Origin of the sequence: Azospirillum sp. ST 5-10, from assembly GCF_051225715.1 — a bacterium.
Taxonomy (GTDB): domain Bacteria; phylum Pseudomonadota; class Alphaproteobacteria; order Azospirillales; family Azospirillaceae; genus Azospirillum.
In genome coordinates this window covers 30676-44020 of sequence record NZ_JBPJSP010000029.1, presented here as the reverse complement: position 1 = coordinate 44020, position 13345 = coordinate 30676, and the positions used below count along the sequence as shown (strand labels likewise).

The following is a 13345-nucleotide window of genomic DNA, read 5'->3' as shown; positions in this document are numbered from 1 at the left end:
CCGCCTACTCCGCCGCCAGCATGGGGTAGTCGGTGTAGCCCTTGGCGCCGCCGCCGTAGAAGGTGGCCTGGTCCGGCTCGGCGAGCGGTGCGTCGCGGCGCAGCCGCTCGACCAGGTCGGGGTTGGCGATGAACGGCCGGCCGAAGGCGACGAGGTCGGCGTGCCCGCTCTCCACCGCCTGGATGGCGAGCGCCCGGTCGTAGCTGTTGTTGGCCATGTAGCAGCCGCGGTAGAGGCGGCGCAGGGTCGCGAGGTCGCCGCCGAAACCGGGATGCGGCGCGCGGGTTTCGCCCTCGATCATGTGCAGGTAGGCGAGGCCGTAGCCGTTCAGCCGCTCGATCACCGGGCCGAAGGTGCCGACGGGATCGCTCTCGTGGGCGTCGTTGCTGGGGCTGAGCGGCGACAGGCGGATGCCGACGCGGCCGGCCCCGGCCTCGGCCACCACCGCGTCCAGCACCTCGAACAGGAAGCGCGACCGGTTGGCGACGCTGCCGCCGTAGGCGTCGCTGCGCGTGTTGGTGCCGTCGCGCAGGAACTGGTCGATCAGATAGCCGTTGGCGGCGTGCACCTCGACCCCGTCGAAGCCGGCGGCCAGCGCGTTGCGGGTGGCCGTGCGGTAGTCCTCGACGATGCCGGGGATCTCCTCGACCGCCAGCGGGCGCGGTGCCGGAATGTCGGCGAACCCGCTCTCGGTGAAGGCCTTCACGTTGGGCTTCACGGCGGAGGGCGCCACCGGCAGGGCGCCGCCCGGCTGCAGCGAGGGGTGGGAGATCCGCCCGACGTGCCAGAGCTGCAGCACCATCCGCCCGCCCTTGGCGTGCACGGCGTCGGTGACGAGCCGCCAGCCCTTCACCTGGGCCTCGCTGTGGATTCCCGGCGTGAAGGCATAGCCCTTGCCCTGCGGCGAGATCTGCGTCGCCTCGGCAATGATCAGCCCGGCGCTGGCCCGCTGGGCGTAGTATTCGGCGTGCATCGCCGTCGGTGCGCCCTGCGGATTGTTGGCCCGGCTGCGGGTCAACGGGGCCATGACGATCCGATTCGGCAGCGTCATGCTTCCGACGGTCACGGAGTCGAACAAGCTTCGTTCTTCGGCCATTCCGACCTCTGCTGTTTCGGGGCACGGGTTGAACCGGTCCAAAGTATAGGGTGCGTCCTCGCCGCGGCCACCGTACCATTCGCGCATGACGCTCCCCCGCACCGCCCGTCTTGACGACGGCGCGGCGGCACCGCCGTGTGGGGTGGGAACCATCAGCAACGAGACGAACGTCGAGAGGGTTGGAATATGGTGAAGTCGCGCGCCGCCGTGGCCTGGGAGGCCAAGCGCCCGCTGGAAATCGAGGAGGTCGAGGTCGCCGCGCCCAAGCAGGGCGAGGTGATGGTGAAGCTGGTGGCGACCGGCGTCTGCCACACCGACGCCTACACCCTGTCGGGCGCCGATTCGGAAGGCGTGTTTCCCTGCATCCTCGGTCATGAGGGCGCCGGCGTCGTCGTCGAGGTGGGGCCCGGCGTCACCTCGGTCGCCGTCGGCGACCACGTCATCCCGCTGTACACGCCGGAGTGCGGCAAGTGTAAGTTCTGCCTGTCCGGCAAGACCAACCTGTGCCAGGCGATCCGCGCCACCCAGGGCAAGGGCCTGATGCCCGACGGCACCACCCGCTTCACCGCCAAGGGGCAGCCGATCTTCCACTACATGGGCACGTCGACCTTCTCCGAGTACACCGTGCTGCCGGAGATCGCGGTGGCGAAGATCAACAAGGAAGCGCCGCTGGAGAAGGTCTGCCTGCTGGGCTGCGGCGTCACCACCGGCATGGGCGCAGTGATGAACACGGCCAAGGTGGAGCCCGGCTCGACGGTGGCCATCTTCGGCCTGGGCGGCATCGGCCTGTCGGCGATCATCGGCGCCGTCATGGCGAAGGCCTCGCGCATCATCGGCGTCGACATCAACCCGGCGAAGTTCGACATCGCCCGCAAGCTGGGCGCCACCGACTGCATCGACCCGCGCGACTACGACCGGCCAATCCAGGAGGTGCTGGTGGAGCTGACCGACGGCGGCGTCGACTATTCCTTCGAGTGCATCGGCAACGTCAAGGTGATGCGGGCGGCGCTCGAGTGCTGCCACAAGGGCTGGGGCGAATCGGTGATCATCGGCGTCGCCGGGGCCGGCGAGGAGATCTCCACCCGTCCCTTCCAGCTCGTCACCGGCCGGGTCTGGCGCGGCTCCGCCTTCGGCGGCGTGCGCGGTCGCTCGGAGCTGCCGGAGTACGTGGAGCGTTACCTCAAGGGCGAGTTCGAGCTCGACACCTTCATCACCCACACCATGGGGCTGGACCGCATCAACGAGGCCTTCGACCTGATGCACGAGGGCAAGAGCATCCGCTCCGTCATCCTGTACAACCAGTAACGCCGGGAGGGAGTGTTGACCGGAGAGACGAGCGTCGTCGCGGCCAACAGGAGCTTCGGCGGCTGGCACAAGCGCATCCGGCACCGCTCGACGGTGCTGGGTTGCGACATGGTGTTCGCCGCCTACCTGCCGCCGCAGGCGGAGTCCGGCCCCGTGCCGGTGCTCTACTGGCTGTCCGGCCTGACCTGCACGGACGAGAACTTCATGCAGAAGGCCGGCGCCCAGAAGCTGGCGTCGGAACTGGGCATCGCCATCGTCGCCCCCGACACCAGCCCGCGCGGCCCCGACGTGCCCGGCGACCCCGACGGCGCCTGGGACTTCGGCCACGGCGCCGGCTTCTACGTGAACGCCACCCAGGAGCCGTGGGCCAAGCACTACCGCATGCACGACTACGTCGTGCGGGAACTGCCGGGACTGGTCGAGCGCACCCTGCCGGTGAGCGACCGGCGGGGCATCGCCGGCCATTCCATGGGCGGGCACGGCGCGCTGGTGTGTGCGCTGCGCAATCCCGGGCGGTACGTGTCGGTGTCGGCCTTCGCGCCGATCGTCAACCCGTCCCGGGTGCCGTGGGGCGAGAAGGCGCTGGGGCGCTACCTCGGGCCGGACCGCGCGGCCTGGGCGAAGTGGGACGCCTGCGAGCTGATCCGGGACGCCAAGGAGCGGCTGCCGCTGCTGGTGGACCAGGGCGAGGGCGATTCGTTCCTCGGGGTGCAGCTGCAGCCGGACGCCCTGCGCCAGGCGGCCGAAGCCGCGGGGCACCCGCTGACCCTGCGGATGCAACCGGGCTACGACCACAGCTACTTCTTCATCGCGACCTTCATCGACGACCACCTGCGCCATCATGCCGGGGCGCTCAAGGAGTAGCCGCCACGCACCGCGGTGTTTGGGACGACCGTAATTTAGAACGCGAAGATCGCAAGATGAGAAGGGGCGGTTCCGTACCGGAGCGTACCGCCCTCTTCTTACCTGCGTTGCCCCGATCCTGAATCCTGGCACTTTTCCGCCCGTCGTCTGCGTGCGCCGAGGGAAACCGCCGGAAGCGGACGATTGCCGGGCGCCGCCCGAATGTGCATCGCTTCACCGACATCTACACATCGGCGGCGGACCGGAGCTTCATGCGCACCAACATCGATATCGACGACGCGCTGATGGCGGAAGCCATGGCGCGGACGGGGCTGCCGACCAAGAAGGCGGTGGTCGACGAGGCCCTGCGTCGCCTGATCCGCAGCAAGGCGGAGGAGCAGACGCTGGCTCTCTACGGGACCGTCGACTGGGAGGGCGACTTGGATTCGAGCCGGCTCGGTCGTCGAGATGCCGCGTGATCGTGGTCGACACGACCGTATGGATCGACTTCTTCCGAGGCCGCGACACAGAGCAGACGGCGAGGTCGAAGCGATGCTGTCGCCGTCGAGCGCGGCGAAGGCAGCGGCAAACTACCGCGCGTTGCATGCCAAGGGCGTCACGGTGCGCAAGACGGTCGACGTCATCATCGGTACGTTCTGTATCGAAGGTCGCCACGCTCTGCTTCATTGCGACCGCGATTTCGAGCCGATGCGGCAACACCTCGGACTGCGGGTGCTTTGACCGCCATCCGCTCCTCGGCGCGGCCGGCCCGGCGCGCCACGAACCGGCATCGGCCGATGAGACGCCACAGCGGGTTCCTGTCGAGCCGAACGTGGATGGGGAAGAAGGCCGACCGCACCATCACCGTCCGGGCGGCCGGACATTGCCGCCTCAGACTTCCGGCCGTGAGGCTGGGGCGGCGTCCGTAGCCGACCGCAGCCGCTACGGCCCCTTGCGCCGCCGCCCGGTCGGCTTGCCGGACTTGCGCTTCGGATTGTCCCCTCCCTCGGGCACGCCGCGCCCCAGCCGGTTGGTGGAGATGCCGATGCTGCCCTGCCCCTCGATGCCGAGGTCGAGGTTCTCCAGGCGGCGGATCTCGTCGCGCAGCCGCGCCGCCTCCTCGAACTCCAGGTCGGCGGCGGCGGTGCGCATGCGCTTCTCCAGGTCGGCGAGGACGGTCTTGAGGTTGTGCCCGACGAGGTTGCCGGCCCCGGTGTCGACGGTGACGTGGTCGCCGCGCTCGAACACGCTCTCCAGGATGTCGCCGATCTTCTTGCGCACCGATTCCGGCGTGATGCCGTGCTCGGCGTTGTACGCCTCCTGCTTCTCGCGGCGCCGCGCCGTCTCGTCGATGGCGTACTGCATGCTCGCCGTGACCGTGTCGGCGTAGAGGATGGCGCGGCCCTCGACGTTGCGGGCGGCGCGGCCGATGGTCTGGATCAGCGACGTCTTGGAGCGCAGATAGCCTTCCTTGTCGGCGTCGAGGATGGCGACCAGCGCGCATTCCGGGATGTCCAGGCCCTCGCGCAGCAGGTTGATGCCGATCAGCACGTCGAAGGCGCCGAGCCGCAGGTCGCGGATGATCTCGATGCGCTCCAAGGTCTCCACGTCGGAGTGGATGTAGCGCACGCGCAGGCCCGCCTCGTGCATGTACTCCGTCAGCGCCTCGGCCATCTTCTTGGTCAGGGTGGTGACCAGCACCCGGTGGCCGCGGGCGGTCACGTCCTTGCACTCGGCGATCAGGTCGTCGACCTGGGTCTCGGTGGGGCGGACGATCACCTCGGGATCGATCAGGCCGGTCGGGCGCACCACCTGCTCGACGAAGACGCCGCCGGTGCGCTCCATCTCCCAGTTGCCGGGGGTGGCGGAGACGAACACGGTCTGCGGCCGCATCGCCTCCCACTCCTCGAACTTGAGCGGACGGTTGTCGGCGCAGGACGGCAGGCGGAAGCCGTAGTCCGAAAGGGTCGACTTGCGCATGAAGTCGCCGCGGTACATGCCGCCGATCTGCGGCACCATGACGTGGCTCTCGTCGACGATCAGCAGGCTGTCGGGCGGCAGGTACTCGAACAGGGTCGGCGGCGGCTCGCCCGGCGCCCGGCCGGTGAGATAGCGGCTGTAGTTCTCGATGCCGGCGCACGAGCCGGTCGCCGCCATCATCTCGATGTCGAAGGTGGTGCGCTGCTCCAGCCGCTGCGCCTCCAGGAGCTTGCCCTCGCGGGCGAACTCGTCGAGGCGCACCTTCAGCTCGCGCTTGATCTGCTCGATCGCCTGGTTCAGCGTCGGCTTGGGCGTGACGTAGTGGCTGTTGGGGTAGACGCGCACCGCGTCCAGCCCGGCCAGCTTCTCGCCGGTCAGCGGATCGATCTCGTGGATCGCCTCGATCTCGTCGCCGAACAGGGAGAGGCGCCAGGCACGGTCCTCCATGTGGGCGGGGAACAGCTCGATGGTGTCGCCGCGCACGCGGAAGATGCCGCGGCCGAAGGCGGCGTCGTTGCGCTTGTACTGCAGCTCGGTCAGCGCCCGCAGCAGGTCGGGCTGGCGGATCACCTGCCCCTTGCGCAGATCGACCGTCATCTCCGAATAGGTCTCCACCGAGCCGATGCCGTAGATGCACGACACCGAGGCGACGATGATCACGTCGTCGCGCTCCAGCAGCGCCCGCGTCGCCGAGTGGCGCATGCGGTCGATCTGCTCGTTGATCGACGATTCCTTCTCGATGTAGGTGTCGGTGCGCGGGACGTAGGCTTCCGGCTGATAATAGTCGTAGTAGGAGACGAAGTACTCCACGGCGTTGTTGGGGAAGAACGACTTCATCTCGCCGTAGAGCTGCGCCGCCAGGGTCTTGTTGGGGGCGAGCACCAGGGTGGGCTTCTGGACCCGCTGGATGACGTGGGCCATGGTGAAGGTCTTGCCGGAGCCGGTGACACCCAGCAGCACCTGGTCCTTCTCGCCGCCGGTCACGCCCTCCACCAGGTCCTCGATGGCGCGGGGCTGGTCGCCGGCCGGGGCGAAGTCCGACACGATCTCGAACGCCTTCCCCGCCTCGAGCTTGGCCAGCGGACGCTGCGGGATGGCGGACAGGACGGGATGGGCCATGGGTGGGGCTCTTCCGGCAGGGACGGGGAGGCGGTACGGAACGGGAACCGATTATATGGTCCGTCGGCCCCGACCTGTCGAGCGCCGGCTTGCCCGCCGGCATCCGTCTTCCGCGACCGGGTTCGCCTCGGCGACGCCATCGGGGAACGGTCCGGCCGCGAATCCGCGGCCGCCGTCCGGAACCAGGGCCGTTTCTCCCCATTATAGGAACACCGTGTCCCATGCGTGTTTCGGCGCGGCCGCCCGGCTGGCCGTGCCGCCGGAGCGTCCCGCGCGGTGCATCGGGGCATGATCCCGCCGGGCAAGGAGAGAACGCCGTGACCGCTACCGTCGACCACAGACCGGCACGGGCGATCCAGCCCGTCCACGCGGTGCTGCTCGCCGCCACCCTTCCGCTGTTCCTGGGGGCTCTGCTCAGCGACGTCGCCTATGCCAACAGCTATGAGATCCAATGGAGCAACTTCGCCGCCTGGCTGATCACGGGCGGCATGGTCTTCACCGGGTTGTCGCTCCTCTGGGCCGTCGTGGACCTCGTCCGCGCGGTCCGGCGCCGGGGCCGGCCGCTCCTCTACGGTCTCCTGCTCCTCGTCACCTTCGTGCTCGGCCTCGTCAACGCGTTCGTCCATGCGCGGGACGCTTGGGCGACCATGCCGGACGGGCTCATCCTGTCGGCGGTGGTCGCCGTGCTGGCCATCCTCGCGACCTGGGTCGGCTTCTCCAGCCTCCACAAGGGAGGGATGACATGAACCGCACCCGCCTGCCGGCCGCCGCGCTGGTGGCTCTGCTCGCCGCCTGCGACGGCGGCGACCCGGCGGCGCCGGAGTATGGCGCCAATCCGACGCTGCCCGAGCAGCAGCGCGGGCTTCTTCCCAGCATGAAGATCGCCGACCCCGCCCCTTGGGGCGACCGGCGGCCGACCGTGCCGGACGGCTACACCGTCACGGCCATCGCCACCGATCTCGGCATTCCGCGTCAGACCCTCGTCCTCCCCAACGGCGACATCCTGGTCGCCGAGGGACGGGGCGGCGGGGCGCCGGCGTTGCGGCCGAAGGACATCATCGCCGGCTTCATCAAGGCCAAGGGAACGACCTCGGTCAAGAGCGGCAACCGCCTGACCCTCCTGCGGGACGGCGACGGCGATGGCGTCTACGAGGAGCGCACCGTCTTCGCCGAGAATCTGAACGCACCCTATGGGCTGGCGCTGGTCGACGGCCAGCTCTACGTCGCGAACCAGGACGCCCTGGTGCGCTTCTCCTACCGCGACGGGCAGACCCGCGCCGACGGACCGCCGGTCACCGTCACCGAGCTGCCGTCCGCGATCAACCATCACTGGACGAAGGCGCTGGCCGCCAGCGCGGACGGGCGTTTCCTCTACGTCGGCATCGGCTCCAACAGCAACATCACCGAGCGTGGGATGCCCGCCGAGACCGACCGCGCGATGGTGTGGCAGGTGGATGCCGAGACGGGAGCGCACAGGCCCTACGCCACCGGCCTGCGCAACCCCACCGCGCTCGCCATCCAGCCGGGAACGGGCACCCTGTGGGCGGTGGTGAACGAGCGCGACGAGCTTGGCCCGAACCTCGTCCCCGATTATCTCACGTCGGTCCGCGACGGCGGCTTCTACGGCTGGCCCTACAGCTACTGGGGCCAGAACGTCGATCCGCGCGTCCGGCCGCAGGATCCGGAGAAGGTCGCCGCGGCGATCCGGCCGGATTACAGCCTGGGATCGCATGTCGCCGCGCTCGGCGTCGCCTTCTCCAATCCCGCGATGGGCGACCGCTTCGCCGACGGCGTGTTCGTCGGGGAACACGGCAGTTGGAACCGCAGCGCGCCCAGCGGGTACAAGGTGATCTTCGTGCCTTTCCGTGACGGCGCCCCCGCCGGTCCGCCGGTCGACGTCGTCACCGGGTTCTTCGGCGAGGACGGCAAGACCTACGGCCGGCCGGTCGGCGTCACGGTGGACCCGCAGGGCGCCCTGATCGTCGCCGACGACCTCTCGAACACGGTCTGGCGGGTCGTCCCCTCGGATCGCTCGCCGACGGCCGAAGCGCCTGCGGACCCGGGCTCCCAGCCCCAGGACGACGACCGCTCGGCCAGCTCGCCGCCCTACTGACGCGGGCGCCGGTGTGGGCGGGACGCGGCCGTCCCGCCATCCGCGCCTCAGTTCCGGCCGTACGCTTCCAGCGCCTGGGGCATCAGGCGCTCCAGGGCGGCGATGCGGTCCTCGGGGCCGGGGTGGGTCGACAGGAAGACCGGCGGACGGGGACCGGAATCCTGCTGCATGTTCCGCCAGAACGTGAGCGCCTCGCGGGGGTCGTAGCCGGCGCGCGCCATGATGGTGAGGCCCACGGCGTCGGCCTCCAGCTCCTGGTTGCGGGAATAGGGCAGGATCAGGCCGTACTGCGCCCCGGTGCCGAGAATGGCGGCGAGCTGCTGGCCGCCCGCGACGCCACCCATGCCCAGCGCCGTGCCGAGAAGGCTGACGCCGGTTTCCGTGGCGAGCTGCGCGCTCGCCCGCTCGGCGGCGTGGGCCTCCAGGTTGTGGGCGATCTCGTGGCCGATGACGGCGGCGAGCTGGGCGTCGGTCCGGGCGTAGCGGAACAGGCCCGCGTAGACGCCGATCTTCTGTCCCGGCAGGGCGAAGGCGTTGGCCTGGTCGTCGTCGAAGACGGCCACCTCCCATTCGCCGGGGTTGAGTCCCGCCGCCTGGAGCAGCCTGCCCGACACGGCCTCCGCCCGGCGTTGATAGGACGGGTCGTCGGACGCCGGGGTGGTCGCCCGCAGGCGCTGCCATTCCTCCTGCCCGGCGCCCGCCAGCTGATCCTGGGTCACCAGGTTGACGCCGATGCCGGTCGCGCCGTCGGCGCAGGCCGTCAGCGCCAGGCAGCCGGCCAGCGCACCCGCGACACGCAACGTGCGGTTCACCTCGGTCGGCATTGGTCTGTCCTCCTTGAGCGTCCTGCGCCTCAACGGCTCGTCGCCGCGACGGTTCCTATTATGGTGCCTTCCATTGAACCGGGCCAGCGGCGGGTCTAGGGTCGGGTCCCGTGCAGGAGCCGCCGCCATGACCACGACCGATCGCGTTTCCCCCGTCCCCATCACGGTCGCCGCCGGCGACGGCGTCGGGCCGGAGGTGCTGGACGCCGTTCTGTCGGTGCTGGAGCGCGCCGGGGCGCGGCTCGCCGTCGAGGAGGTCGCCGCCGGCGAGGCCGCCTACCGCCGCGGCTTCGACAGCGGCCTGGAGCCGGCGGGCTGGGCCTCGATCCAGCGCACCGGCGTGCTGCTGAAGGGGCCGGTCACCACGCCGCACGGCGCCGGGCAACGCTCCCTCAACGTGGTGGCGCGCACGCGCCTCGGCCTGTTCGCCAACGTCCGTCCCTGCGTCTCCTACCATCCGTACGTGCGTACGCGTCACCCCCGCATGGACGTCGTCATCGTCCGCGAGAACGAGGAGGACCTGTACGCCGGCATCGAGCACCGGCAGACCGACGACGTGATCCAGTCGGTCAAGCTGATCTCGCGTCCGGGATCGGAGCGCATCGTCCGCTACGCCTTCGAGTACGCCCGCACCAACCACCGCCAGAAGGTGACGGCGTTCGTCAAGGACAACATCATGAAGCTGACGGACGGCCTGTTCCTGCGCATCTTCCAGGAGGTCGCGGCGGAGTACCCGGAGGTCCGGGCGGACCACCTCATCGTCGACGTCGGCGCCGCCCGCCTGGCCGACCAGCCCGAGCGCTTCGACGTCATCGTCACCCTCAACCTCTACGGCGACATCGTCTCCGACATCGCCGCCCAGGTCACCGGCTCGGTCGGGCTGGCGGGCTCCGCCAACGTCGGCGAGCGCTGCGCCCTGTTCGAGGCGCTGCACGGCTCCGCTCCGGCGATCGCCGGCCAGGGGGTGGCCAACCCCTCCGGGCTGCTGATGGCGGCGGTGATGATGCTGGTGCACGTCGGCCAGGGCGAGACCGCCGCGCTCGTCCACAACGCCTGGCTCAAGACCATCGAGGACGGCGTGCACACCGCCGACCTGTTCTCCCGCGGCCTCAGCCGCTACCGCGTCGGCACCCGGGCCTTCGCCGAGGCGGTCGTCGAGCGGCTGGGCGCGATGCCGACGACCCTGCCGACGGTCGGCTACGCCAGCGGCCGGGTCGGCCCCGGCGGCGCGGTGCGGCCGTCGCCGCGGCGGCCGGCGGCGAAGACGCTGGTCGGGGTCGACGTCTTCGTCCATTGGAGCGGCGAGCGGCCGGAGGAGCTGGCCGCCCGGGTCGAGCCGCTCGGCGGGACGACGCTGCGGCTCACCGGCATCTCCAACCGCAGCCAGTCCGTCTGGCCCGAACCCAACGCGGCGGTGCTGTGCACCGACCATTGGCGCTGCCGCTTCCTGGCGCGCTCCGGCTCCCTGGCGCACGGCGACATCGTCGGCCTGCTGGGCCGCTTCGCGCAGGCCGGCGTGGACTTCATCCAGACCGAGAACCTCTGCGACTTCGACGGGAAGCCCGGCTTCTCCGGCGCCTGAGGCGCTTCCGGTCGCCGCGCTGGCCCCGGGACACCCGTCGTGCCCCCGACGATTCCCGCCCCCTGCGAACACGCAAAAAAGGGTGTCAGAAAGGTCGCACCTCCCTTGCCGAGCGACTTATGCACAGAAAGTTCGCCGCTTCCCTCTATCGCAAGGGGCGTCCATCTGGTAGTTTCGTCCCCGCCTGGCAACAAAATGTTGCGGTTTATGGAAAACACGGCGGCCCGCCGAACGGCGTATTCGCCAGCCGGGTCAGGGGAACCGGAGCAGTGGAGACAGGGCATGAGTTGGACGGACGAACGGGTTCAACAGCTTAGGGACCTGTGGGCGCAGGGTTTGAGCGCAAGCGAGATCGCCGACCTGCTCGGCGACATCACCCGCAACGCCGTGATCGGCAAGGCCCACCGGCTGGGCCTGTCGGGGCGGCCGTCGCCGATCAAGAAGAAGCCCTCCCGGGGTGCGACGATCCTCAGCCTGACCGAGCGCATGTGCAAGTGGCCGGTCGGCGATCCCAAGCACCAGGATTTCCACTTCTGCGGCAAGACGGCGGTGACCGGCCTGCCCTATTGCTCGGAGCACGCGGCCATTGCCTACCAGCCGAGCAACACCAAGAAGCGCGACGAGGACCGCAGCGTCGGCGTCGCCTGACCCGGAGCGCCGGCGCGGGCGCTTGCGCCGGCAGAGCGCATCCGGGCCCCGGGCATGGTTCGTTTCGTTCAGCTGTTGACGCGTGCCTCGCCCCCCGATCCGGGGGGCTTTCCCTCGGCCGCCGCCGCGCGGCTTGCCCACCGCCGCGGGCCCATGCTCTATAGGGGGCAGGGACAACGTCACGTGCGGTGGTGCCGGCCTTGGCCAAGAATCCGTCCGACGCGGGGGACCGCAGGCTCGATCTGGCGGCGCGGGCCGCCTGGCTCTACTACATCCGCCGCCGCACCCAGGACGAGATCGCCGCCACGCTGAACGTGTCGCGCCAGAACGCCCAGCGGCTGGTGGCGCTGGCCCAGGCCGAGGGGCTGATCAAGTTCCGCATCGACCACCCGATCCTCGCCTGCGTCGAGCTGGCCGACCGCCTGAGCGGGACGTACGGGCTGCGCTACTGCGAGGTCGTCCCGACCGATCCCGAAGCCCCTGACGGCGTCGCCGGGATCGCCATCGCCGCCGCCACCCAGATCGAGGCCCATCTCTCCCCCAAGGAACCGGTGACCCTGGCGCTCGGCACCGGCCGCACCATGCTGGCCGCGGTCACCCAGGTGCCGACCCTGGATCGCCCGCGGCACCGCATCGTCTCCCTGGTCGGCAACCTGACCCGTGGCGGCCGGGCCAGCCCCTACGACGTGGTGATGCGGCTGGCCGACCGCTGTGGGGCCGAATGCTATCCGCTGCCGCTGCCGGTGGTGGCCGACAGCGTGGAGGAGCGGCGGATGCTCCAGGCCCAGCGCTCCTTCCCGAAGCTCGGCGCCCTGGTCGCCGAGGCGGCGGCGGCGTTCGTCGGCATCGGCGGCATCGGCCCTGGCATGCCGCTGCACGCCGACGGCTTCATCACCGACGACGAACTGGCGGAGCTGATGGCCGCCGGCGCCGTCGGCGAGATCGTCGGCTGGGCCTTCGACGCCGAGGGCCGCGTCCTCGACGGCGGCACCAACGCCCGGCTGACCGGTCACCCCCTGCCCGACCCGGGCCTGCGGCCGGTCATCGCCAGCGGCGCCGGGCAGAGCAAGCTGGTGGCGCTGCGGGGCGCGTTGCGCGGCCGCCTCGTCAACGGGCTCATCACCGACGAGGCCACGGCCGCCGCCCTCCTGGGCGGGCCGTGAACCGCGGCGGGGTCCGCCGGCCCGCTATTTCCGGGCGCGGCCGACGCTCTGGGCCAGAGGAAGATCGCCGCCGCCGTCGCGCATCAGCTGGTTGAGCACGTAGTCCGCTTCGCTGGCGCCGGCATACTGCTCGAGGCCGAGGTTGATGGCACCCGACACCGTCGTCGGCAGGCCGGGAAGGCCCGCGTCGAGCAGGCCGCCCATGTTGAGCGCCGACAGCAGCGTCTCCGCCCGGCCGCCCCATGTCTTCCCGAAATCCGCCGGCTTCTTGATGTAGTCGACGATCATCTCGTAGACCATGCTCTGGTCGACATAGACGTGCCGCTGGACCTGGATCTCCTTCTGCACCTTCTTCGCCGCTTCCAGCAGGTCCTTCTCGCCGTACGTGCCCTTCGCCTCCCCCCCTGGTACGAAATCCCCAGACAGTCGAGACCGCTGGAGAGGATTTCCTGCGGCAGCTTCTGCTTCATCTGCGGCTTCAGGTTCGCCCTGGCGCGGTCGGCGCGCGAATACGCCAATTTGACCTTGTGTTGCCTGAGATACTCGACAACCCCGTCGGAGCTCACGGTCATGGGCAGTCCGGAATCGGCGAACGGATCGCTCCACCCGGTCACGACCGAGAGCGATTCGCCGAGAGACTTCCCCCGCTTGACGGTGTTCAGGATCGTCTTG

13 protein-coding genes are annotated in these 13345 nt (G+C 70.1%); 9 read left to right on the top strand and 4 right to left on the bottom strand.

Going from position 1 to position 13345, the window contains the following annotated elements; genetic code table 11:
- Nucleotides 1-4: 4 nt before the first annotated feature.
- A complete protein-coding gene (locus tag ACSBPG_RS25060; RefSeq protein WP_435539962.1) occupies nt 5-1096 on the bottom strand; it encodes an alkene reductase in 1092 nt (363 codons plus the stop codon).
- Between the two features lie 189 nt (nt 1097-1285).
- On the opposite strand from ACSBPG_RS25060, the gene ACSBPG_RS25055 reads away from it, so the two are divergent.
- The 4 genes from ACSBPG_RS25055 (at nt 1286) to ACSBPG_RS25040 (ending at nt 3985) form a co-directional block, all read left to right on the top strand.
- Complete coding sequence (locus ACSBPG_RS25055; protein ID WP_435540003.1) at nt 1286-2401, top strand: S-(hydroxymethyl)glutathione dehydrogenase/class III alcohol dehydrogenase; 1116 nt, start codon at nt 1286-1288, stop codon at nt 2399-2401.
- 15 nt (nt 2402-2416) lie between these two features.
- On the top strand, nt 2417-3265 hold the full coding sequence (gene fghA / locus ACSBPG_RS25050) for an S-formylglutathione hydrolase (RefSeq protein WP_435539961.1): 849 nt from the start codon (nt 2417-2419) through the stop codon (nt 3263-3265).
- A 251-nt stretch (nt 3266-3516) separates the two neighbouring features.
- Entirely contained in the window at nt 3517-3723 is a 207-nt protein-coding gene (locus ACSBPG_RS25045; RefSeq protein WP_435539960.1) for a type II toxin-antitoxin system VapB family antitoxin, read from the top strand.
- Nucleotides 3724-3796: 73 nt separating this feature from the next.
- On the top strand, nt 3797-3985 hold the full coding sequence (locus ACSBPG_RS25040; protein WP_435539959.1) for a hypothetical protein: 189 nt from the start codon (nt 3797-3799) through the stop codon (nt 3983-3985).
- A gap of 201 nt (nt 3986-4186) precedes the next feature.
- On the opposite strand, the gene uvrB is transcribed toward ACSBPG_RS25040, so the two are convergent.
- Nucleotides 4187-6343 (bottom strand): excinuclease ABC subunit UvrB, encoded by a 2157-nt coding sequence (gene uvrB, locus ACSBPG_RS25035; RefSeq protein WP_435539958.1) that lies wholly within the window; start codon nt 6341-6343, stop codon nt 4187-4189.
- A 317-nt stretch (nt 6344-6660) separates the two neighbouring features.
- Between uvrB and ACSBPG_RS25030 the strand changes: the two genes are divergently transcribed.
- Together ACSBPG_RS25030 and ACSBPG_RS25025 are read left to right on the top strand one after the other, a co-directional pair.
- Nucleotides 6661-7089 carry a DUF2231 domain-containing protein gene (locus tag ACSBPG_RS25030; RefSeq protein ID WP_435539957.1) on the top strand — a complete coding sequence of 143 codons (429 nt, stop codon included), beginning with the start codon at nt 6661-6663 and terminating at the stop codon, nt 7087-7089.
- On the top strand, nt 7086-8456 hold the full coding sequence (locus ACSBPG_RS25025; protein WP_435539956.1) for a PQQ-dependent sugar dehydrogenase: 1371 nt from the start codon (nt 7086-7088) through the stop codon (nt 8454-8456). The genes ACSBPG_RS25030 and ACSBPG_RS25025 overlap by 4 nt, the downstream gene beginning before the upstream one ends.
- Before the next feature lie 47 nt (nt 8457-8503).
- Here ACSBPG_RS25025 and ACSBPG_RS25020 read toward each other — a convergent pair whose 3' ends face one another.
- A complete protein-coding gene (locus ACSBPG_RS25020) occupies nt 8504-9280 on the bottom strand; it encodes a M48 family metallopeptidase (protein ID WP_435539955.1) in 777 nt (258 codons plus the stop codon).
- Nucleotides 9281-9407: 127 nt separating this feature from the next.
- On the opposite strand from ACSBPG_RS25020, the gene ACSBPG_RS25015 reads away from it, so the two are divergent.
- From ACSBPG_RS25015 to ACSBPG_RS25005, 3 genes are all read left to right on the top strand, one after another.
- Nucleotides 9408-10862 carry an NADP-dependent isocitrate dehydrogenase gene (locus tag ACSBPG_RS25015; RefSeq protein ID WP_435539954.1) on the top strand — a complete coding sequence of 485 codons (1455 nt, stop codon included), beginning with the start codon at nt 9408-9410 and terminating at the stop codon, nt 10860-10862.
- 282 nt (nt 10863-11144) lie between these two features.
- On the top strand, nt 11145-11510 hold the full coding sequence (locus tag ACSBPG_RS25010; protein ID WP_435539953.1) for a GcrA family cell cycle regulator: 366 nt from the start codon (nt 11145-11147) through the stop codon (nt 11508-11510).
- A gap of 200 nt (nt 11511-11710) precedes the next feature.
- Nucleotides 11711-12673, top strand: coding sequence for a sugar-binding transcriptional regulator (locus ACSBPG_RS25005; RefSeq protein ID WP_435539952.1), 963 nt, complete (start codon nt 11711-11713; stop codon nt 12671-12673).
- A gap of 24 nt (nt 12674-12697) precedes the next feature.
- Here the strand turns inward: ACSBPG_RS25005 and ACSBPG_RS25000 are convergent, their stop codons facing one another.
- Nucleotides 12698-13021: a hypothetical protein gene (locus ACSBPG_RS25000; protein ID WP_435539951.1), complete on the bottom strand. Its 324-nt coding sequence runs from the start codon at nt 13019-13021 to the stop codon at nt 12698-12700.
- Nucleotides 13022-13345: the final 324 nt, after the last annotated feature.

What these genes read in the sequence shown, in the direction of transcription:
- ACSBPG_RS25060 (WP_435539962.1), bottom strand. Translation starts at nt 1,096, where the DNA reads ATGGCCGAAGAACGAAGCTTGTTCGACTCCGTGACCGTCGGAAGCATG.
- ACSBPG_RS25045 (WP_435539960.1), top strand. Translation starts at nt 3,517, where the DNA reads ATGCGCACCAACATCGATATCGACGACGCGCTGATGGCGGAAGCCATG.
- ACSBPG_RS25040 (WP_435539959.1), top strand. Translation starts at nt 3,797, where the DNA reads ATGCTGTCGCCGTCGAGCGCGGCGAAGGCAGCGGCAAACTACCGCGCG.
- uvrB (WP_435539958.1), bottom strand. Translation starts at nt 6,343, where the DNA reads ATGGCCCATCCCGTCCTGTCCGCCATCCCGCAGCGTCCGCTGGCCAAG.
- ACSBPG_RS25025 (WP_435539956.1), top strand. Translation starts at nt 7,086, where the DNA reads ATGAACCGCACCCGCCTGCCGGCCGCCGCGCTGGTGGCTCTGCTCGCC.
- ACSBPG_RS25020 (WP_435539955.1), bottom strand. Translation starts at nt 9,280, where the DNA reads ATGCCGACCGAGGTGAACCGCACGTTGCGTGTCGCGGGTGCGCTGGCC.
- ACSBPG_RS25015 (WP_435539954.1), top strand. Translation starts at nt 9,408, where the DNA reads ATGACCACGACCGATCGCGTTTCCCCCGTCCCCATCACGGTCGCCGCC.
- ACSBPG_RS25010 (WP_435539953.1), top strand. Translation starts at nt 11,145, where the DNA reads ATGAGTTGGACGGACGAACGGGTTCAACAGCTTAGGGACCTGTGGGCG.